The organism is Micromonospora sp. NPDC005299 (genome assembly GCF_042872345.1).
GTDB lineage: Bacteria > Actinomycetota > Actinomycetes > Mycobacteriales > Micromonosporaceae > Micromonospora.
The window spans coordinates 56,629-74,617 of sequence record NZ_JBIAKG010000014.1 but is presented as its reverse complement, the minus strand read 5'-3'; the positions used below and the strand labels follow the sequence as shown (position 1 = coordinate 74,617).

The 17,989-nt window shown below is 74.7% G+C and carries 18 protein-coding genes and 1 tRNA gene; 14 read left to right on the top strand and 5 right to left on the bottom strand.

Annotation, left to right across the window (positions count from 1 at the left end; all coding sequences use genetic code 11):
- The first annotated feature begins 65 nt into the window (after positions 1-65).
- From ACFYPD_RS29915 to ACFYPD_RS29870, 10 genes are all read left to right on the top strand, one after another.
- Entirely contained in the window at positions 66-398 is a 333-nt protein-coding gene (locus ACFYPD_RS29915; protein WP_189192880.1) for a PadR family transcriptional regulator, read from the top strand.
- Entirely contained in the window at positions 395-1,390 is a 996-nt protein-coding gene (locus ACFYPD_RS29910) for an HAAS signaling domain-containing protein (RefSeq protein ID WP_387120702.1), read from the top strand. Before ACFYPD_RS29915 ends, ACFYPD_RS29910 begins: the two co-directional genes overlap by 4 nt.
- Positions 1,391-1,670: 280 nt before the next feature.
- Positions 1,671-2,357: a dienelactone hydrolase family protein gene (locus ACFYPD_RS29905; protein ID WP_387120699.1), complete on the top strand. Its 687-nt coding sequence runs from the start codon at positions 1,671-1,673 to the stop codon at positions 2,355-2,357.
- A 19-nt stretch (positions 2,358-2,376) separates the two neighbouring features.
- Positions 2,377-3,090, top strand: a complete 714-nt coding sequence (locus ACFYPD_RS29900) for a uracil-DNA glycosylase (protein WP_387120823.1) — start codon at positions 2,377-2,379, stop codon at positions 3,088-3,090.
- 20 nt (positions 3,091-3,110) lie between these two features.
- A complete protein-coding gene (locus tag ACFYPD_RS29895) occupies positions 3,111-3,851 on the top strand; it encodes a DUF4129 domain-containing protein (protein ID WP_387120696.1) in 741 nt (246 codons plus the stop codon).
- A gap of 55 nt (positions 3,852-3,906) precedes the next feature.
- Positions 3,907-4,488 (top strand): hypothetical protein, encoded by a 582-nt coding sequence (locus ACFYPD_RS29890; RefSeq protein ID WP_387120693.1) that lies wholly within the window; start codon positions 3,907-3,909, stop codon positions 4,486-4,488.
- Entirely contained in the window at positions 4,488-5,495 is a 1,008-nt protein-coding gene (locus ACFYPD_RS29885; protein WP_387120691.1) for an AAA family ATPase, read from the top strand. Before ACFYPD_RS29890 ends, ACFYPD_RS29885 begins: the two co-directional genes overlap by 1 nt.
- Positions 5,495-6,859: a DUF58 domain-containing protein gene (locus ACFYPD_RS29880; RefSeq protein ID WP_387120688.1), complete on the top strand. Its 1,365-nt coding sequence runs from the start codon at positions 5,495-5,497 to the stop codon at positions 6,857-6,859. Before ACFYPD_RS29885 ends, ACFYPD_RS29880 begins: the two co-directional genes overlap by 1 nt.
- Positions 6,856-7,428 (top strand): hypothetical protein, encoded by a 573-nt coding sequence (locus tag ACFYPD_RS29875; protein ID WP_387120685.1) that lies wholly within the window; start codon positions 6,856-6,858, stop codon positions 7,426-7,428. The genes ACFYPD_RS29880 and ACFYPD_RS29875 overlap by 4 nt, the downstream gene beginning before the upstream one ends.
- 102 nt (positions 7,429-7,530) lie before the next feature.
- On the top strand, positions 7,531-8,862 hold the full coding sequence (locus tag ACFYPD_RS29870; protein ID WP_387120682.1) for an NAD(P)/FAD-dependent oxidoreductase: 1,332 nt from the start codon (positions 7,531-7,533) through the stop codon (positions 8,860-8,862).
- Between the two features lie 54 nt (positions 8,863-8,916).
- On the opposite strand, the gene ACFYPD_RS29865 is transcribed toward ACFYPD_RS29870, so the two are convergent.
- The gene (locus ACFYPD_RS29865) at positions 8,917-10,758 is read right to left on the bottom strand and encodes a hypothetical protein (RefSeq protein WP_387120679.1); all 1,842 of its coding nucleotides are present in this window, start codon (positions 10,756-10,758) and stop codon (positions 8,917-8,919) included.
- Between the two features lie 90 nt (positions 10,759-10,848).
- On the opposite strand from ACFYPD_RS29865, the gene ACFYPD_RS29860 reads away from it, so the two are divergent.
- From ACFYPD_RS29860 to ACFYPD_RS29845, 4 genes are all read left to right on the top strand, one after another.
- A tRNA-Leu gene (locus tag ACFYPD_RS29860) sits at positions 10,849-10,932 on the top strand.
- A 105-nt stretch (positions 10,933-11,037) separates the two neighbouring features.
- A complete protein-coding gene (locus ACFYPD_RS29855; RefSeq protein WP_387120676.1) occupies positions 11,038-11,880 on the top strand; it encodes a Bax inhibitor-1/YccA family protein in 843 nt (280 codons plus the stop codon).
- A 125-nt stretch (positions 11,881-12,005) separates the two neighbouring features.
- On the top strand, positions 12,006-12,764 hold the full coding sequence (locus ACFYPD_RS29850; RefSeq protein WP_387120673.1) for a Bax inhibitor-1/YccA family protein: 759 nt from the start codon (positions 12,006-12,008) through the stop codon (positions 12,762-12,764).
- Between the two features lie 52 nt (positions 12,765-12,816).
- Positions 12,817-13,137: a hypothetical protein gene (locus ACFYPD_RS29845; RefSeq protein WP_387120670.1), complete on the top strand. Its 321-nt coding sequence runs from the start codon at positions 12,817-12,819 to the stop codon at positions 13,135-13,137.
- 7 nt (positions 13,138-13,144) lie between these two features.
- Here the strand turns inward: ACFYPD_RS29845 and ACFYPD_RS29840 are convergent, their stop codons facing one another.
- From ACFYPD_RS29840 to ACFYPD_RS29825, 4 genes are all read right to left on the bottom strand, one after another.
- Entirely contained in the window at positions 13,145-14,608 is a 1,464-nt protein-coding gene (locus ACFYPD_RS29840) for a CHAD domain-containing protein (RefSeq protein ID WP_387120668.1), read from the bottom strand.
- A 40-nt stretch (positions 14,609-14,648) separates the two neighbouring features.
- Entirely contained in the window at positions 14,649-15,911 is a 1,263-nt protein-coding gene (locus tag ACFYPD_RS29835) for an acetyl-CoA C-acetyltransferase (RefSeq protein ID WP_387120665.1), read from the bottom strand.
- A gap of 73 nt (positions 15,912-15,984) precedes the next feature.
- The gene (locus ACFYPD_RS29830; protein WP_387120662.1) at positions 15,985-16,785 is read right to left on the bottom strand and encodes an SGNH/GDSL hydrolase family protein; all 801 of its coding nucleotides are present in this window, start codon (positions 16,783-16,785) and stop codon (positions 15,985-15,987) included.
- A 111-nt stretch (positions 16,786-16,896) separates the two neighbouring features.
- Complete coding sequence (locus ACFYPD_RS29825; RefSeq protein WP_387120659.1) at positions 16,897-17,943, bottom strand: SGNH/GDSL hydrolase family protein; 1,047 nt, start codon at positions 17,941-17,943, stop codon at positions 16,897-16,899.
- Positions 17,944-17,989 lie beyond the last annotated feature (46 nt).

Below are 17,989 nucleotides of genomic sequence, written 5' to 3'. Positions count from 1 at the left end.
GCCCCGAGCCTACCCAGCTACCACGTTCTTGACGGTACTACGTAATCCACACTAGTGTGCGGAGCGTGGATACGACGCAGCTCCTCAAGGGCGTGCTCGACCTGGCCGTTCTCGCCGTGCTCAAGGAGGAGGACGGCTACGGTTACGACATCCTCCGCCGGCTGCGCGAGGCCGGCCTGGAAGAGGTCGGCGACGCCTCGGTCTACGGCACCCTGCGCCGGCTCTTCGCCGCCGGGCTGCTGACCACCTACGTGGTGCCGAGCGAGTCCGGCCCGCACCGCAAGTACTACTCACTCAACGCCGCCGGCCGGGACCAGCTGACCCGCTCCGGCAAGACCTGGCGCTCCTTCGCCACCACCATGGACACACTGCTCGACGATCGGGGGATGGCGGCATGACCGTCACTGGGCAGGAGATCGCGGACTACGTCGACCGGGTGCGGGCCGCCCTGGCCGATTTGCCGCCCACCGTCCGCGACGAGCTGACCGAGGACCTGCCGGAGCACCTCGCCGAGGTGGCCGCCGAGGCCGACGGCACGCTGGTCGACCGGCTCGGCGAGCCCGAGGCGTACGCGGCCGAGCTGCGATCCGCCGCCGGCGCCGAGACGGGAACCGGCCCGGGGCGGCGCCGTCGACTGGCCGCCGCGCGGGCGCGCGCCGGCACCCAGCTGCGCGCCCTCGACACCCAGCTCGGCCCGCTGCTCGGACAGTCCTCGGTGAGCGAGTTCCTCCGCCCGCTGCGCCCCGCCTGGTGGCTGCTGCGCGGCTGGCTGGCGGCGCTGGTGATCTCGCTCGTGCTCCAGCAGCCCTCCGGGTTGCTCCCGCGGCTCGACGGCAGCGTGCTGGCCGGCCTGTTCCTGCTGGCCGGCACGGTTCTCGCATCGGTCTGGCTGGGCCGGCGCTCACCCGGCCTCCGGGGCTGGCCGCGGCGGCTGCTGCGGCTGGGCACCGCGGCCCTGCTGCTCTTCTCCTTCGCCATGCTGGTCAACGTCGACCAGCACGCCAGCTCCGACCAGTTCGGCAGCTACCAGGAGGTCTCGGTCGGCGACCGGTACGACTCGATCGAGGACGTCTTCGTCTACGACCAGGAGGGGCGGCTGGTCCGAAACGCCCAGCTCTTCGACCAGAACGGCGTGCCGATCCGGCTGGGCTGGCCGACCTGCATGAGCGCGGACGGCAACATGCCCCCGCCACGCAACGCCTACCCCTACTGCCCCGACCGGGCGCCCTTCGGGCCGCCGGCCCCGGCCGCACCGCCGGCCGTGAGCGCCCCACCCGCCCCGGGCGCGACCGCCACTCCCGCGCCGAGCGGGAGCGCCACTCCCGCGCCGACCCTGAGTCCGTCGGTCGCGCCCAGCGAGAGCACGCCGACGCCGGCACCCACCCGCTGAAGCCCATCGCGAAGGCGTCCGCCGACCGGCGGGCGCCCTTCGGCATGTCCACAATGGGGGCGTGGCCCCGGGGCCGGACGACGGTCTCCGGCGGCGCCGCACCGCCCGCCCGGCGACGACCGGATCGGCAACCCGCGCCGTCCGGTCCGGGAGGCGAATGGGAGGTGAAGGCCACTGTTCTTTCGTCTTCCCCGGGCCGGTGAGCGCGTGGCACGCTACCCGCACGTAACACCCACTGTGCGACCAGCCAACGATGACTGACCGCTAGGAGGACGGGCCCATGGGCGAGATGGTGAGCTTCACCGGCAACGGGGGGACGAGCGAGGGGTATCTCGCGATACCCTCCGGCGGTGCGGCCAGCCCAGCGGTCATCGTCATCCAGGACTGGTGGGGCCTGGTGCCCCACGTCCGGGCGGTGGTGGACCGTTTCGCGGAGGCCGGCTTCGTCGCGCTCGCGCCCGACTTCCGGCACGGCGGCCCGGCGAGCAAGCCGAGTGAGCCCCGGCAGATGTTGAACAGCACCCAGATGGACGAGGCGGCGAGCGACATCGCGGCGGCCGCCGAATACCTCGCCAACCGGCCCGAGGTCGCCGGCAAGGTGGGCTGCGCGGGGTTCTGCGCCGGCGCCAGCCTGGCGCTCTGGTCCGGCACTTTCTCCGAGCGGATCGTCGCCACCGCCGGCTTCTACCCGCGGCTGCCCTGGGAGGGCATGCGCGCCGACTGGGCCGACTACGCGGGCAAGGCCGCGCTCGTCCACTGCTCGGAGGCGGACGGCCTCTCCGCCGCCGACGGGGTGCAGAGCGTCCGCCGGGCCATCGAGGCGGCCGGCGGCACCTGCCAGACCTACGACTACCCGGGCACCGCGCACGCGTTCTTCAACGAGGACCGGCCGGAGCACTTCGACCAGCGGGCCGCCGCCACCGCCTGGGCCCGCACGCTGGAACTGTTCCGGGCCAAGCTTGGCTGAGTCGCGTACCCCCGCCGAGGTGGTCGCCCGCGCCGCGCGGGCGACCGACCTGGCCGACCTCGACGGCGCGGTGAGCGACTGCTTCGCCTGCCCCCGGCTGGTCGTCTGGCGGGAGGAGGTGGCCCGGGTCAAGCGGGCGGCCTTCCGCGACCAGGACTACTGGGGGCGGCCGGTGCCCGGCTTCGGCCCGCCCGAGGCGCGGATCGGCATCCTCGGCCTGGCGCCCGCCGCGCACGGCGGCAACCGCACCGGCCGGATCTTCACCGGGGACCGCTCCGGCGACGTGCTCTTCGCCTCGCTGCACCGGGCCGGGCTGGCCAACCAGGCGACCAGCGTGTCCGCCGACGACGGCCTCGCCCTGCGGGACACCCGCATCTTCGCCGCCGTGCGCTGCGCGCCGCCGGACAACAAGCCCACCCCGGCCGAGCGGGACACCTGCGCGCCGTGGCTGCACCGCGAGGTCACGCTGATCCGGCCCACCCTGCGCGTCGTGGTCGCGCTGGGCGCGTTCGCCTGGGCCGCGTGGTGGCCGGTGCTGCGCCATGTGTACGGACAGCGCCCGCCCACTCCGCGCCCGGCGTTCGGCCATGGGGCACACTGGTCCGGCACGTCCGCACCGGCTCTGCTCGGCTGCTACCACGTCAGCCAGCAGAACACCTTCACCGGACGGCTGACACCAGCGATGTTGGACGACGTGTTCGCCCGGGCGAAGGACCTGGCCGGGGTGGACTGAGGAATGCGTGGGGCGGTGGGATGGACCTCGGCGTGCTGCGCAGATGGTGGCCGGTCGCGGCGGTGACCCTGCTGCTCGCCGTCGGTGCGCTCGCCGCCGGCCACTCGGCCATCGGGGCGAGCCGCATCCCGCCCGCCGCGGACACCATCCCGTACGTGCCGGACTATCCCTCCGCCGAGGCCGAGCCCTCGATCACCGTCGAGCCCCGGGAGTTCGGCCCGCCCACCTCGGGCGGCATCCCCGGCTGGCTCGTCACCGCCGCCATCGTGCTGCTCGGCGCGGCCGTGCTGGCCGCGGTCGGGTATGTGCTCTGGACCGTGGTCGGCGGGGCGTTGCGCCGGACGACCCGCGCGGTGCCCACGCAGCGGGCCCGGCGCACCGCCGAGGGCACCGCCCGTGAGGTGGTGGCCGCGCTGGACGCCGGCCTCGTGGAGTTGGACGACCGGTCCACCGACCCGCGCACGGCGGTGATCGCCTGCTGGGTCCGGCTGGAGGAGGCCGCCGACGAGGCCGGGGTGCCCCGGTGGGCGGGGGACACCCCCACGGACCTGGTCAGCCGGCTGCTGCGCGGCGATCCGGCGGCCGGAGTCTCGGCGATCGCCAGCGCCGACGTGCTCGACGGCTTCGCGCACGTCTACCGCGAGGCCCGGTACGCCACTCACACGGTCGACGAGCGGATGCGCGACCAGGCGCGGGCCGCCCTGCGCCGGCTACGCGGTGAGCTGACCACGGTGGCCAGCAGCGAGGGGGCGCGGCCGTGAGCGCGAGGAGTGAGCCGGTTCTGCGAGCCCCGCAGTCGCGAACGAAGATGATGCCGTGAGCACCAGCATCGACGACCTGCTCTCGTTCGCCGAGGAGCCCGCCGAGGAGGCGCGGCAGCCGGGCGGCGGTCGGGTGCGTTGGGTGCTGCGCACCCTCGCGGTCACCGCCGCGATCGCGGCGGTGGTCGTCGTCGGGCTGCGTACGGTCGGCCTTCAGGTCTCGCTCTGGGTCATCGTCGCGGGCGTGCTCGCCGTGCTCGCCGTCCGCCGCGTCACCGCCGAGCTGTCGCCCCCGCCGCCGTCCCGGGCCGGCGCCCGCGCCCCGGCCGGCGAGGAGCCCGGCACCTGGAACTGGTCCGCCCGGGACGCGCTGCGCGCCGCGATCAACAAGTGGGAACGCCCGCTGGACTGGTGCTCCGGCAACCGGGAGCGGTTCACCGAGCGGGTGCTTCCCCGCCTCGGCGAGCTGGCCGACGAGCGGCTGCGCCAGAAGCACGGCGTCACCCGCGAGTCCGATCCGGCCCGCGCCCGCACCCTGCTGGGCGAGCCGCTGTGGACGTTCCTCGCCACCCCCGCCCGCCGCCCCCCGTCGCCGCGCGACCTCGCGGCGATCGTCGCCGAACTGGAGAAGCTGTGATGAACGACGTGGACCGCACGATGCCCCCCGCCGAGGTCGGCCGGCTGGCCCGCGCGGTGCTGGACGCGGTCGGCACGGTCGTGGTCGGCAAGCGGGAGGCGCTGGAGCTGGTCCTCGCCGGCATCCTGGCCGGCGGCAACGTGCTGCTGGAGGACCTGCCCGGCCTGGGCAAGACGCTGACCGCGCGGTCGTTCGCGCAGGCCCTCGGGCTGGACTTCCGCCGCCTCCAGTTCACCCCGGACCTGCTCCCCGCCGACGTCACCGGCTCCTTCCTGTACGACCAGCGCAGCGGCGACTTCTCATTCCGCGCCGGGCCGGTCTTCACCAACCTGCTGCTCGCCGACGAGATCAACCGGACCCCGCCGAAGACCCAGTCGGCGCTGCTGGAGGCGATGCAGGAGAAGCAGGTCTCGGTGGAGGGCGTCACCTACCGGCTGGACGAGCCGTTCCACGTGCTCGCCACCGCCAACCCGATCGAGTACGAGGGCACCTACCCGCTGCCCGAGGCGCAGCTCGACCGGTTCCTGCTCCGGGTCTCCTTCGGCTACCCGAACCACGACGAGGAGTGGGAGGTGCTGCGCCGCCGGATCGCCCGCCGCCGCGAGGAGGCCGAGATCAAGCCGGTGGTGGACGCCAGCACGCTGCGCGCCATGCAGGCCGCGCTGGAGGACGTGGTCGTCGAGGACTCGATCGGCCGGTACATCGTGGCGCTGACCGCGGCCACCCGGGAGCACCCGTCCGTGCTGGTCGGCGCCTCGCCGCGCGGCTCGCTGGCGCTGCTGCTGCTGTCCCGGGTCCGCGCGGTGCTCGCCAACCGGGACTACGTGGTGCCGGAGGACGTCAAGGCGGTGGCGGTGCCCGCGCTGGCGCACCGGATCACCCTGCGGCCGGAGATGTGGCTGCGCCGGGTGGATCCGTCCTTCGTGGTCGGTGAGGTGCTGGAGTCCACGCCCGCCCCGGCCAGCGGCGCGCTGCCCAGCTACGCGGCCGGGCCGTCCGGGCGCTGATGAGCGACCGCCCGGAACCGTCGAGCGGCTGGGCGCCCACCCGGGCGCTCGGCCGGGCCGTGCTGCTCACCGGCCTGCTGCTGGTCGCGGCGGTGCTGCTCGGCCGGATCGACCTGGTCGTGCTGGCCACCCCGTTCGCGCTGGGCACCGCGTACGCGCTCCGCCGCCGGCCCACCGCCCTGCCCGACCTGGAGATCGGCGTCGCGGACGCGCACCTGGTCGAGGGCACCCCGATGGCCGCCACGGTGGCGGTCGCCAACCCGGACACCGTCTCCTACGACGTGGCGGTGGTGCGGACGCGGATGTCGCGCTGGCTGCGGGTGGAGAAGGTCGGCTTCGGCGGGACCGGGGTGGACGTGAGCCGCTCCGGCGGCGCCGACCGGCCCTTCGTCACCTCGGTGCCGTCCAGCTCGGCCGTGGACCTGGAACTGGCCGGGACGGCGCTGCGCTGGGGGCGGCACCCGATCGGGCCGGCCGGCGCCCGGGTCGCCGCCGCGGACGGGCTGCTCGTGTCGCGGGCCGTGGTCACCGACGCGGTCCGGATGCGGGTCTACCCGATGACCGAGCCGTTCGAGGCGGTCGAGGCGATGCCCCGGGCCGCCGGGCTGGTCGGCGCGCACCACTCGCGCCGGCCGGGGGAGGGCGGCGAGCTGGCCGGGGTGCGCGTCTTCGCGCCCGGGGACCGGCTGCGCCGGATCGACTGGCGGGTCTCGCTGCGGGCCCGCCAGCTGCACGTGGCGGCCACCCTCTCGGACCGGGACGCCGAGGTGGTGGTGCTGCTCGACGTGCTGGCCGAGGCGGGCCGCTCCGGCGGCGTACGCGGGGCGGCGTCCGTGTTGGACACCACCGTCCGGGCGGCCGCCGCGATCGCCGAGCACTACCTGCACCGGGGTGACCGGGTGGCGCTGCTGGAATACGGTCCGGCCGCCCGCCGGCTGCGTCCGGCCACCGGCCGCCGCCAGTACCTGACCGTGCTGGAGTGGCTGCTCGACGTGACGGCCGAGTCTTCCCCGCACGAGCCGTACGACCAGGTCTTCGGCCCGCAGTTGCTCTCCTCGGACGCGCTGGTGGTGGTGCTCACCCCGCTGCTCGACGAGCGTTCGGCGCAGATGCTGGCCCGGATGGCCCGGGGCGGGCGGTTCGTGGTCGCGGTGGACACCCTGCCGGCCGAGCTGCCGGTGCCGAAGGACCGGGGCTGGGCCGAGGTGGCGTACCGGCTGTGGCGGCTGGACCGGGACACGATGATCGGTCAGCTCCGCGAGCACGGCGTGCCGGTGGTGCGCTGGGCCGGCGCCGGCAGCCTCGACCAGGTGCTGCGCGACGTGGCCCGCCTGGCCACCGCACCCAAGGCGGGAATGCGATGAACGAGCTGGTCGAGGGGCTGACGGAGCGGGTCCGTGCCCTCCGGTACGCGGTGGGGCGGGTCAGCCCGACGCCGCTGCTGGTACGGGCCGGCATCTTCTTCACCGTGCTGGTCGGCTTTCTGATCGCGTACCCGGTGCAGGCCTTCACCCCGCGGTCGCTGCTGGCCCTCACGGTGGTGGCGGGGCTGCCGGCGTTCGGTCCGCGCCGGGTCTGGCCGACCTTCGCCGCGCTGGTGACCGTCGGCGGCTGGCTGCTCGCCACGCTCGGCTTCGACCGGCCGCCGGCGCTGTGGCGGCTGCTCGCCGTGGCTACCCTCCTCTACCTGGCGCACACCTTGTGCGCGCTGGCCGCGCTGCTGCCCTACGACGCGGTGGTCGACCCGGATCTGGTGCTGCGCTGGCTGGCCCGGGCCGGCGGGGTGGTGCTGGCCGCCGCCGTGCTCGGCATCGTGCTGGCCTGGCTCGGCGGGGTCGGCGGGGACCGGGGTTCCCAGGCGGCGACGGTGGCCGGGCTGCTGGTCGCGGTGGGTCTGAGCGGCCTCCTGGCCTGGCTCCTGCGTCGCAGATAACGGGACGATCCGGGAAGTTGCGCAGGTCACAGGGGTTGTGCTCCGTCACAGAAGAGGGTCTCGATCGGGATTACCCGAGCCGCCCGGGGAAAGATAGATGACGTGAATCCGAAGCGGATCCTTGTCGTGGGTGCCGGGCACGTGGGCCTGTACGCCGCTCTGCGCCTGTCCAAGAAGCTGAGCTCCCGTGAGGCCGAGGTCATCGTCGTCGACCCGCAGCCACACATGACCTACCAGCCGTTCCTCCCGGAGGCTTCGGCGGGCAACATCTCCCCGCGGCACGCTGTGGTGCCGCTGCGGCGGGAGTTGCGCAAGTGCAAGGTTGTGGCCGGCACGGTCACCCGGATCGACCACGACCGCAAGACCGCCGTCGTGCAGCCGATCAGCGGCCCGACCCGGGAGATTCAGTACGACCACGTGGTGGTTGCCCCCGGTTCGGTCTCCCGCACCCTGCCGATCCCCGGCCTGCACGAACACGGCATCGGGTTCAAGACCATCGGTGAGGCCATCTTCCTGCGCAACCACGTGCTGGACCGGCTCGACGTGGCAGCCGCCACCACCGACCCGGACGTGCGCAGCCGTGCGCTGACGTTTGTCTTCGTCGGCGGTGGTTACGCCGGCATCGAGGCGCTCGCCGAGATGGAGGACATGGCCCGGGACGCGCTGCGCTACTACCCGGAGCTGAAGCCGGAGGACATGCGCTGGGTGCTGGTCGAAGCCACCCAGCGGGTGCTGCCCGAGGTCGACCGGGACATGGGCGCCTACACGGTGCAGCAGCTGCTCAAGCGGAACATGGACATCCGCCTGGACACCCGGCTGGAGTCCTGCGTCGACGGGGTGGCGAAGCTCTCCGACGGGTCCAGCTTCCCGTCCGACACGATCGTCTGGACGGCCGGCGTCAAGCCGTCGCCGATGCTCGACGCGACCGACTTCCCGCGCGACGAGCGGCGCCGCGTCACCTGCCTGCCCACCCTCCAGATCGTGGACGGCGACCGGGTGGTCGAGGGCGCGTGGAGCGCCGGCGACTGCGCCGCGGTGCCGGACCTGACCAAGGAGCCGGGCAACTTCTGCTCGCCCAGCGCGCAGCACGCGGTCCGGCAGGCCGCCCGGATGGCCGACAACATCGCGAACGTGATCCGCGGGCGCGAGCCGGTCGACTACAAGCACAAGCACGTGGGCAGCGTGGCCAGCCTCGGCCTGCACAAGGGCGTGGCGCAGGTCTACGGCGTGAAGATGACCGGCTGGCCGGCCTGGTTCATGCACCGCACCTACCACATGTCACGGATCCCGTCGTTCAACCGCAAGGTCCGGGTCGTGGTCGACTGGTCGCTGGCGTTCTTCCTCAAGCGCGAGGTGGTCGCCCTGGGTCAGCTGCACGACCCGCGCGAGGAGTTCGCCGAGGCGTCCGCCCCGCCGGTCGGCGCGCGCGTCTGAGACAACCGGAAAGGGCCCTTCCCGTACGGGAGGGGCCCTTCGCCGTTTCCGCGGTCAGAACCGCCAGGTCCAGGCGTCGGCGATCCGGGTGCCCGGCCCGAAGAGCTGCTCCAACGTCCGGCGCAGGGTTTCGGCGTGCGGCGCGTCGTCGGTGAGCGCCACGCAGGAGGCGCCCCAGAACTCGATGTCCCGGGTGGCCTGCCGGCGCTGCCGGTCGCCCACCGCGGGCGCCACGCCCCGTTTGGCCACGTCGGCCAGCAGGGCGGAGGTGGGGCGCTGCCAGGTGCCCATGGTGGCCGAGCCGTTGCGGCCGTACGGGCCGATGAAGAAGCCCTCCGGCATGCCGAAGGCGGCGTCGGCGGCGGTGCCCCAGCGCATCGGCCACGGGTCCTTCGGGGTGGCCGTGGGCACCGGCACCAGCACCCCGCCGGGGCGTACGCACTGCCGCCAGTGCCCGCCGCTGACGAACTCGGGCAGCGGCGGCCGGTCGGTGGTGGGCAGCGGCGCGGGGAAGACGCTGAGCAGGGCCGCGCCGACTGCGACGGGGACCAGCCGGCGGGCCGGCCCCCGCTCGCCCAGCGCCCGGTGTACGGCCAGCGTGAGCACCGTCCCGACCAGCGGCAGCACCGCCAGGCCGAACCGCATCGGCAGCGCGCCCTCCACCACCGGCAGGCCGGCCAGCAGGGCGTACGGGCCGGGCACCCCGGTCCGCTCCCCGCCGACCACCACCTCGGGGCCCAGCGAGAGCGCCGCCATGACCAGCGCCCCGGCGAGGCAGGCGACGACCAGGGCGCGCCGGCCCAGCCAGGCGGCGCACCCGACGGCCACCAGCAGCAGCGGCCTGCCCAGGAAGGTGTTGAACTCGGCCGGGCCGGTGGTCAGCCGGGCCGCGTCGGCGCCACCCAGCACGGTCAGCGCGGAGAGCCGGGTCCAGCCGGTCAGGTCGGCGGAGAAGTAGTGCGGGCTGAACATCCCGTCGGAGACGCCCTGCGGCCCGGCGAACTGGAGCCACAGCGGGTACGCCAGCACGAGCAGGGCCAGCCCGGCGGCGCACATCAGCCCGCCGGCGAAGCCGGGCAGCGCCCGGCGCAGCAGCGCCCGGTCGGTCAGCCCGTACGCGACGGCCATGACCAGCAGGGTGAGCGCGGTGAGGAAGAGCACCTCCTCGCCGACGAAGACCTGGAGGGTGACGGCGGCGGCCAGCCCGAGCGCCGAGGTGGCCAGCCGGCGGCGGTCCGGGCCGTCCGGGCGGCCGGCCGGGTCGGCGGCGCGGAGCAGCCGGATCACCAGCCAGACGATCACCGGGACCAGCCACTGGGCGGTCATGTGCAGGTGCGCGTTGCTCTGCGACACCATGCCCGGGCCGAAGCCGCAGAGCGCCGCGCCGAGCCCGGCGGCGAGCCGGCGGGCCCGCAGCGTCCGGGTGAGGAGCAGGTACCAGGCCAGCGCCGTGCCGGCCAGGTTGGCCGCGGCCAGCAGGGCGAAGGTGACCGGTGCCCCGAGGACGAGGGTGACCGGGGCGAGCAGCACGCCGAGCGCGATGACCGTGGTGTTGGTCATGAGGTTGACCCCGTCCGGCGCGTTCAGCCGGTCGGTGATCAGGCCGAAGTCGCCGAGCAGGGCGCGCGAGTCGACGGTCAGGAGCCACTCGTAGAGGGTCTGGTCGGCCGGGTTGAGGGCGAGCACCCGCTGCCCGGGCGCCGGCCACAGCCCGTGGGTGAGCCAGCCGGCGAGCGCGGCGAAGAGCAGGCCGGCCAGCAGGTCCGCCCGGTGCCGGCGGCCGGCGGCCAGCAGCCGGGCCGCCCGGCCCGGTCGGACCGCCGGGTCGAGTCGGACTGCCTGGTCGCGGTCGGGCCCGGGGGCCGTGCGGGCGGCGCTGGTCACGGCCTCGACCATATCGGCCGGGCCCCGCGGGGTACGCCGGGCCGCGACGCAGCCGCTACGGTGAGATCTGCACCGCCGCGTGTCGACGCGCCGGTGTCACCCGCCCGGGTGGTGGAACGGCAGACACGGCCGCCTTAAAAGCGGCTGCCGAAAGGCGTGCGGGTTCGACCCCCGCCCCGGGCACCACACTCTCAGCTTTCCCACAGCTTCGCGCGGCGCGCGGCGTTGCCCCCGCGTTTACCCTGGAGAGGCACGTTCACGTGCATCGACCCCCTGAGGGAGGCCTGAGAAGTGAAGACCTCGAACCCGGTGCTCGCCCGGCTCGGCCAGGCGGCTGAGCGGGAGCGGGCGGCCGGGTACGCCCAGCCCGGGCCGTACGGTCAGCCCGGATATCCGCAGCAGTACCAGCAGTACCCGCAGCAGCAGCCGTACCCGACCGGCCACGGCTACCCGGCGGCCCCGCCCACCGTGACCCCGATGACCCTCGACGACGTGGTCGTCAAGACGGTGCTGATGCTCGGCATCCTGGGCGCCTCCGCCGCTGCGGCCTGGGTGCTCGTGCCCGACGCCCTGACCGGCGTCGCCTGGATCGGCGCCGCGGTGGTCGGCCTGGTCCTCGGCCTGGTCATCTCGTTCTCCCGGATGGCCAACCCGGCGCTCGTGGTGGCGTACTCGATCGTCGAGGGCGTCTTCGTCGGCATGGTCAGCAAGACGTTCGACACGCTCTACGACGGCATCGTGCTCCAGGCGGTGGTCGCCACCTTCGGCGTCTTCTTCCTGATGGCGGTGATCTACAAGGCGCGGATCATCCGGGCCACCCCGAAGTTCGCCCGCATCATGGTGGCGATCATCGCGGGTCTCTTCGGCGTCATGCTGATCAACCTGGTGCTCGCGCTCTTCGGCGTCAACACCCACCTCCGCGACGGCAGCCCGCTGGCCATCGGGTTCAGCCTGGTCTGCATCGTGGTCGCCGCGCTGAGCTTCGTGCTCAACTTCGCGGAGATCGAGGAGGGCGTCCGGATGGGGCTCCCGCAGCGCTACTCCTGGACGGCCGCGTTCGGCATCGTGGTCGGCCTGGTCTGGCTCTACCTGGAGATCCTCCGGCTGCTCAGCTACTTCCAGGGCGACGACTGACCAACCCCGCCCGACCTGCGACGCCCGCCTGCCGCGCCCGCGGCGGCGGGCGTCGTCGTTTGCCCGTCGCCGCCGGGCCGCCCGGGGCAGAGTGGAGCCGGGTACGTCGGCGCGAGGAGGTCGCGGTGCGCAGTGCCAACCCGGTGCTGGACCGGCTGGACGACGTCGGCCGGAGCGACCGGCAGGTGCTCGGCCTGGGGGCCGCCGACACGATGACGGTGGCCGACGTGGTCAGCCGGACCGTCGGGCTGCTGCTGCTCACCGGCGTCACCGCGGCGGTGGCCTGGGTGGTCGTGCCGCAGGCGGTGTGGATCTCCGCGGCGCTGGCCGGCAGCGCCCTGGCCAGCCTGGCGCTCGTGCTGGTCATCTCGCTGAAGCAGCTCACCAACCCGCCGCTGATCGCCGGGTACGCGGTGCTCCAGGGGCTGCTGCTCGGCGTGGCGAGCCGGGCCTTCGAGCTGGTCTACCCCGGCATCGTGGCGCAGGCGGTGGTCGGCACGTTCGGGGTCTTCCTCGGCATGGCGCTGCTCTACCGGGCCCGGCTGATTCGGGCCACCCCGCGGCTGGCCCGGCTGGTCGTCGGCACGCTCATCGGCATCGTGGCGATCGGCCTGGTCAACCTGGTCACCTACCTGTTCACCGGGCGGCAGGGCGTCGAGGTCTACAGCCTCTCCGCGCGGGTGGGCTGGCTGCCGTACCTCTTCTCGGTGGTCGCGATCATCGCCGGGGCGCTCAGCTTCGTCCTCGACTTCGACCTGGTCGAGCGGTCCGCCCGCAACGGCCTGCCCCGCCGGTACGCCTGGTTCTGTGCCTTCGGCCTGCTGGTCGGGCTGATCTTCCTGTACTGGCAGATCCTGCGCCTGCTCAGCTACGTCCGCCGCTGACCGTACGACAACGCGGGCTCGGCGACCTGGAGCCGTCGTAGACTCGGCCGCGATGAGCGCAGCGGAACTGGACCGGGCGGTGGCGCTGCTGGTCCGACAGGTCGGGCACTGGGAGCAGCCGCGCTGGTCGGCGGCGGCCGAGAGCGGCAACGTGTCCCGCGCCGACCTGGTGCACAAACTGGTCCAGGAGATCGCCAACCTGGCGGCCGACGCCGAGGGGGAGCCGCGCCGCGAGGTGCCCCGTCTCCCCAGCGACCTGGCCCTGCCCGATCAGCTCCGGGTGGTCGCCGCCGACCTGCTGGCGGCCGGCGCGCCGGAGCCCGTGCTGGCCGGGGCAGCCACCGCGGTCGCCCGGACCCGGTCCGCGCTCTAGCCGGCGCTCAACCCGTCAGCCAGCGCCGCACCTTCCGGCGGCGGGCCCGCTCGCGCGCCTTCGCCAGCGCCGGCCCGGCCCGGTCGGCCACCGCGGCCTGCCGGGCGTGCAGCAGGCCATAGGTGAACGTGTTCTCCCCGTCGGCGTACGCCCGCAGCGCCTGCTCGCGCAGCACCTCGCGGGTCACCACCGAGTCCTGGTGCGCGCCGAGCGCGTCCTGGAGGTCCTTGAACCGGTCCACCAGCTTCGCGGGGGGCCTGCGCACCTCGACGGCGTACCGGGCCCGCTTGCCCGCCTTGCGGGCCTCGTGCAGGGCGGTGTCGTCCCCGCCCACCAGCGCCCGGTCCAGCCGCTCGTCGAAGCGGGTCACCGCCCGGCGCACCCGCCGGGTCACCCAGCGGGGCCGTACGCCGCCCGCGGTCGGCCCCTCCACCAGCGCGTCCAGGCGGCGCAGCAGGTCGGTGTAGCGGTCGGAGCCGAGCGCGGCACGCAGCCCGTCGAGGGCGGTGGCCAGGTCGGCGGCGAACCGTTCGGCGAACCGCGCCGGCACCGGGCCGAGCACCAGCTCCGCGGGTTCGGCGTGGACCGCGTCGGCCAGCCGGGCGGCCATCACCTGGACGTCCCGGACCGGCCCGAGCTGCGCGCCCAGCCAGCGCAGCTCCGCCCGCACCTGCTCGCTCTCCGCCCGGTCCCACAGCCCCCGGAAGGTCCGCAGCGTCGAGCGGAGCCGGCGGACGGCCACCCGCATGTCGTGCACGGCGTCCTCGTCGCCGCCGAGCGCGCCGGCATGGTGGCCGACCAGCGTGTCGCGCTGGGCGGTGAGGTAGTCGACCACGGGCGCGGCCGCCGGGTCGGCGGGCGTCGGCCGGGTGGCGGCGAGCCGGCCGCCCAGCGCGCGGTGCGACTTCGAGACCGGTACCGTCCGGGCGCCCGCCGCACGCAGCCGGTCGTCCACGGCGTCGAGCAGCGCCTCGTCGCCCTCAACCAGCTCGATCTCCAGCTCGTGCCAGGCCTGCCGCTCGCCGCTCACCAGGTCCTCGGCGTGGACGTCGTCCTCGGCCACCTCGGCCAGCGGGCGGCCCGCCGCGTCGAGCAGGCGGCGTTCCCGGCGGCGGGTGACGACCCGCGCGGCCGGGGCGACCGGGCGCCCACGGGACGCGCCGCGGAAGAGCGCCACCAGCTCGGCCGGCGGCTCGGCGTCCTCCGGCCCGGCCGGGAACTGGTGCTCGGTGCGCGCGCCGCCGACCGCGCCCACCTTCAGGTGCCAGCCCGCGTCGTGCCCGCCGGTCCGCCGCCGCAGCGCGTAGCCGCTGCGGGCCAGCCGCAGGTCGGCGGTGTCCCAGTAGACCGCGTCCAGGTCGAGGGCGGTGGCGTCGGACGTCGTCGCGACGCCACCGCACCCGGTCAGGTCGGGCAGCCGGAATCCCTCGTCGCCGGAGTACTTGCGTTCGCGTTCCACGACGGTCGCCATGGCGCCTCCCGTACCCGGCTCGTGCTGCGGGGAACCGGCCTCAGTTCAGGCGTTCGAGCACCATGGCCATGCCCTGGCCGCCGCCGACGCACATGGTCTCCAGACCGATGGTCCTGTCGTGCCACTCCAGCGCGTTGAGCAGGGTGCCGGTGATGCGGGCGCCGGTCATGCCGAACGGGTGGCCGACGGCGATCGCGCCGCCCATCACGTTCAGCTTCTCCTCGGGGATGCCGAGCTGCCGGTACGACGGGATCACCTGGGCGGCGAACGCCTCGTTGATTTCGACCAGGTCGACGTCGTCGATGGTCATGCCGGCCCGCTTCAGCGCCTGCTTGGACGCCTCGACCGGACCGAGGCCCATGATCTCCGGCGACAGCGCGGTGACGCCGGTGGAGACGATCCGGGCCAGCGGGGTGAGCCCCAGCTCCTGCGCCCGCTGAGCGCTCATGATCACCACGGCGGCCGCGCCGTCGTTGAGCGGGCAGCAGTTGCCGGCGGTGATCCGGCCGTCCGGGCGGAAGACCGGCTTCAGGCCGGCCACGGCCTCCAGGCTCACCCCGGGGCGCGGGCCGTCGTCGGTGCTCACCACGGTGCCGTCCGGCGTGGTGACCGGGGTGATCTCGCGGGCCCAGAAGCCGTCCGCGATCGCCTTCTCGGCGAGGTTCTGGCTGCGGACGCCGAACGCGTCCATGTCCTCGCGGGTGACGTCGTGGACCTGGGCGAGGTTCTCCGCCGTCTGCCCCATGGTCAGGTAGATGTCGGGAAGCTGGCCGGCCTCGCGCGGGTCGGTCCACACCTCGGCGCCGCCCTGGGCCCGGGCCGCGGAGCGCTCGCGCGCCGCCGCGAAGCGCGGGTTCTCCCAGCCGCCGCCGACCAGCGCCTGCGCCTCCGGCGGAAGGGTGTCCGAGTTGCCCCGCGCGTACCGGGAGACGGTCTCGACGCCGGCGGAGATGAAGACGTCGCCCTCACCCGCCCGGATCGCGTGCATGGCCATCCGGGTGGTCTGCAGCGAGGAGGCGCAGTAGCGGGTCAGCGTGGCGCCGGGCAGGCCGTCGAGGCCCAGCAGGGTGGCGACCACCCGGGCCATGTTGAAGCCCTGCTCGCCGCCGGGCAGACCGCAGCCCAGGTAGAGGTCGTCGATGGTGGTGGGATCGAGCGCCGGGACCTTGTCGAGGGCGGCCTGGACGATCGTGGCGGCGAGGTCGTCCGGGCGGACCTCCCGCAGGGAACCCTTGAACGCGCGGCCGATGGGGGACCGGGCGGTGGCGACGATGACGGCGTCGCGGGGCGACTCAATCGGCATGAACCAACGTTAACCCGCCGGTAACTTGTGGCGGAAGCCGCGCGGCGGGCGGGAAATGTCACCCCGCCGGGGCTCAGTGGTGGTGCCGGTAAGCGACCGCGGCGGCCGCCTCGACCGCCGGGAGCAGGGCGTGCGCCCAGACCCGGTAGCCGTCGGCGGAGGGGTGGAAGCCGTCGTGGCAGAGGGTGCCGGCGTCCGCCCGGAACACCGGGCCGGTCTCGGTGCCCAGGTCGACGACGCTGCCCCCGGCGTCGAGCACGGCGGTCGTCTGGGCACGTGCCATCCGTCGCCCCGCCCAGCCGAGCACCTGCCGCAGCGGGGACGCGACCGCGCGGACCGCGCCGAGGTCGGGGCAGGTGCCCACGACCACCTCGACGTGCGCCTCGCGTAGCCGGCGCACCGCCGAGCCGAGGTAGGCCGCCGCGTCGGCCGGGCGGGCCAGCCCGGTGGCGTCGTTCGCCCCGATCAGGATCACCGCCACGTCGGGCCGCTCGCCGAGCAGCGCCCGGGCCACCTGGGTGGCCAGGTCGGTGGAGCGGGAGCCGGACACCCCGACGCTGGACAGGTGCACCCGCCGGCCGGTGGATCCCTCGCTCAGCAGCTGGGCGAGCAGGCCGCCGATGGTCTCCTCGAAGCGTTCGACGCCGACGCCGAGCGCCGACGAGTCGCCGAGCAGCACCAGCCGCAGCGGCGGGGCGTCCGCCCGGCCGACCGTGGCGCGCAGCGCGAGGCCCAGCTCGGGCTGGGCGTATTCCCGGCTGCGGGCGGCGATGGCCTGCCCGGCGAGGACCACCGCCCCGCCCACCGTGCCGGCGAGCAGGGAGAGCGCGGCGGCCCGACCAAGCCGGACCGCCAGCTCGTTACGCTCGGTCATGACGACACCTCCCCAGCTCCCACGGCCCGTGGGCCGGTCTGCTCGTGGCGAACGGCGTCGACATGAGCATGGCACACGTTGTGCCTGCTGATGATGCCTCCGCTGCCCCGCTCATGCCAGCCCCTCCACCTGGGCCGAGTCGGCGGCGGCACCGGGCTGGGGCACCGCGCCGACGCCGAAGAAGGCCCGTCGCCGAAGCTGCGCCCAGCGCCCACCGGGCCCGCGCTCGCGGCCCCGGACCTGGGCGCCGCTGACCTCGGTGCCGGCGTGCCGGGCCGCCTCCTGGGCCGCCTCGGGGAGCGACCGTACGCCTTCCGCGACGGCAAGCAAGGACCGGCGTTCCTGGCCGGCGCCCAACGCGGACAGCACGGTGGGCAGCAGTGCCGCCGCAGCGACCGCGTACCCCTCCGCGGACGGGTGGAACCGGTCCCAGGCGAACATCCGGGTCGGCTCGGCGGCGAACCGCGGCCCGAGCAGGTCGCCGAGGGAGACCGTCCAGCCGCCCGCCTCGACCACCGCCACCGTCTGGGCGGCGGCGAGCTGGCGGCTCCAGCGTCGGGCCAGCCAGCGCAGCGGCGGCTGGATCGGCCGGATCGCGCCCAGGTCGGGGCAGGTGCCGACGACCACCTCGCAGCCGGCGGCCCGCAGCGTGCGAACCGCGTCGACCAGGTAGCGCACGGCCACCGAGAGCGGCGTGCGGTTGGTGACGTCGTTGCCGCCGACCAGGACGACCGCGATGTCCGGTTCGACCTCAAGAGCCGACTCGACCTGCGGCTTCAGCCCGGTGGACAGGGCACCCACCACGGCGAACCGGTGCAGCCGGACCGGCCGGTGCAGCCGGCGGGACAGCCCGGTGGCGAGCAGCGCGCCCGGGGTCTCCCGGCGGCGGTGCACGCCGTAGCCGGCGGCCGAGGAGTCGCCGAGGATCACCACGGTGATCGGCGGGCCGGGGAACTTCGCGCCGTAGACGCCGTCGCAGCGTGGCGGGGGCGCCTCGGCCATGGGGATGGTGCGCCGGGCCTGGCGGGCCTGACCGAGCAGCACCCCGCCCGTGACGACGGTGGCCGCCACCGTGGCGCCCGTGCCGATCGCCGTCACGCGGGCGATCCGCCGGGCGCGCTGCCAGCCGCCCGGCACGACGGAACCAGCGTCCCCCATGCACCGACATTATCGCGCCGCCACGACACCCGCTCTCCCCGTGATC

Coding starts and splice junctions, on each gene's coding strand:
- ACFYPD_RS29910 (WP_387120702.1), top strand. CDS start 395: ATGACCGTCACTGGGCAGGAGATCGCGGACTACGTCGACCGGGTGCGG.
- ACFYPD_RS29905 (WP_387120699.1), top strand. CDS start 1,671: ATGGGCGAGATGGTGAGCTTCACCGGCAACGGGGGGACGAGCGAGGGG.
- ACFYPD_RS29895 (WP_387120696.1), top strand. CDS start 3,111: ATGGACCTCGGCGTGCTGCGCAGATGGTGGCCGGTCGCGGCGGTGACC.
- ACFYPD_RS29885 (WP_387120691.1), top strand. CDS start 4,488: ATGAACGACGTGGACCGCACGATGCCCCCCGCCGAGGTCGGCCGGCTG.
- ACFYPD_RS29880 (WP_387120688.1), top strand. CDS start 5,495: ATGAGCGACCGCCCGGAACCGTCGAGCGGCTGGGCGCCCACCCGGGCG.
- ACFYPD_RS29875 (WP_387120685.1), top strand. CDS start 6,856: ATGAACGAGCTGGTCGAGGGGCTGACGGAGCGGGTCCGTGCCCTCCGG.
- ACFYPD_RS29865 (WP_387120679.1), bottom strand. CDS start 10,758: ATGGTCGAGGCCGTGACCAGCGCCGCCCGCACGGCCCCCGGGCCCGAC.
- ACFYPD_RS29845 (WP_387120670.1), top strand. CDS start 12,817: ATGAGCGCAGCGGAACTGGACCGGGCGGTGGCGCTGCTGGTCCGACAG.
- ACFYPD_RS29840 (WP_387120668.1), bottom strand. CDS start 14,608: ATGGCGACCGTCGTGGAACGCGAACGCAAGTACTCCGGCGACGAGGGA.
- ACFYPD_RS29835 (WP_387120665.1), bottom strand. CDS start 15,911: ATGCCGATTGAGTCGCCCCGCGACGCCGTCATCGTCGCCACCGCCCGG.
- ACFYPD_RS29830 (WP_387120662.1), bottom strand. CDS start 16,785: ATGACCGAGCGTAACGAGCTGGCGGTCCGGCTTGGTCGGGCCGCCGCG.
- ACFYPD_RS29825 (WP_387120659.1), bottom strand. CDS start 17,943: ATGGGGGACGCTGGTTCCGTCGTGCCGGGCGGCTGGCAGCGCGCCCGG.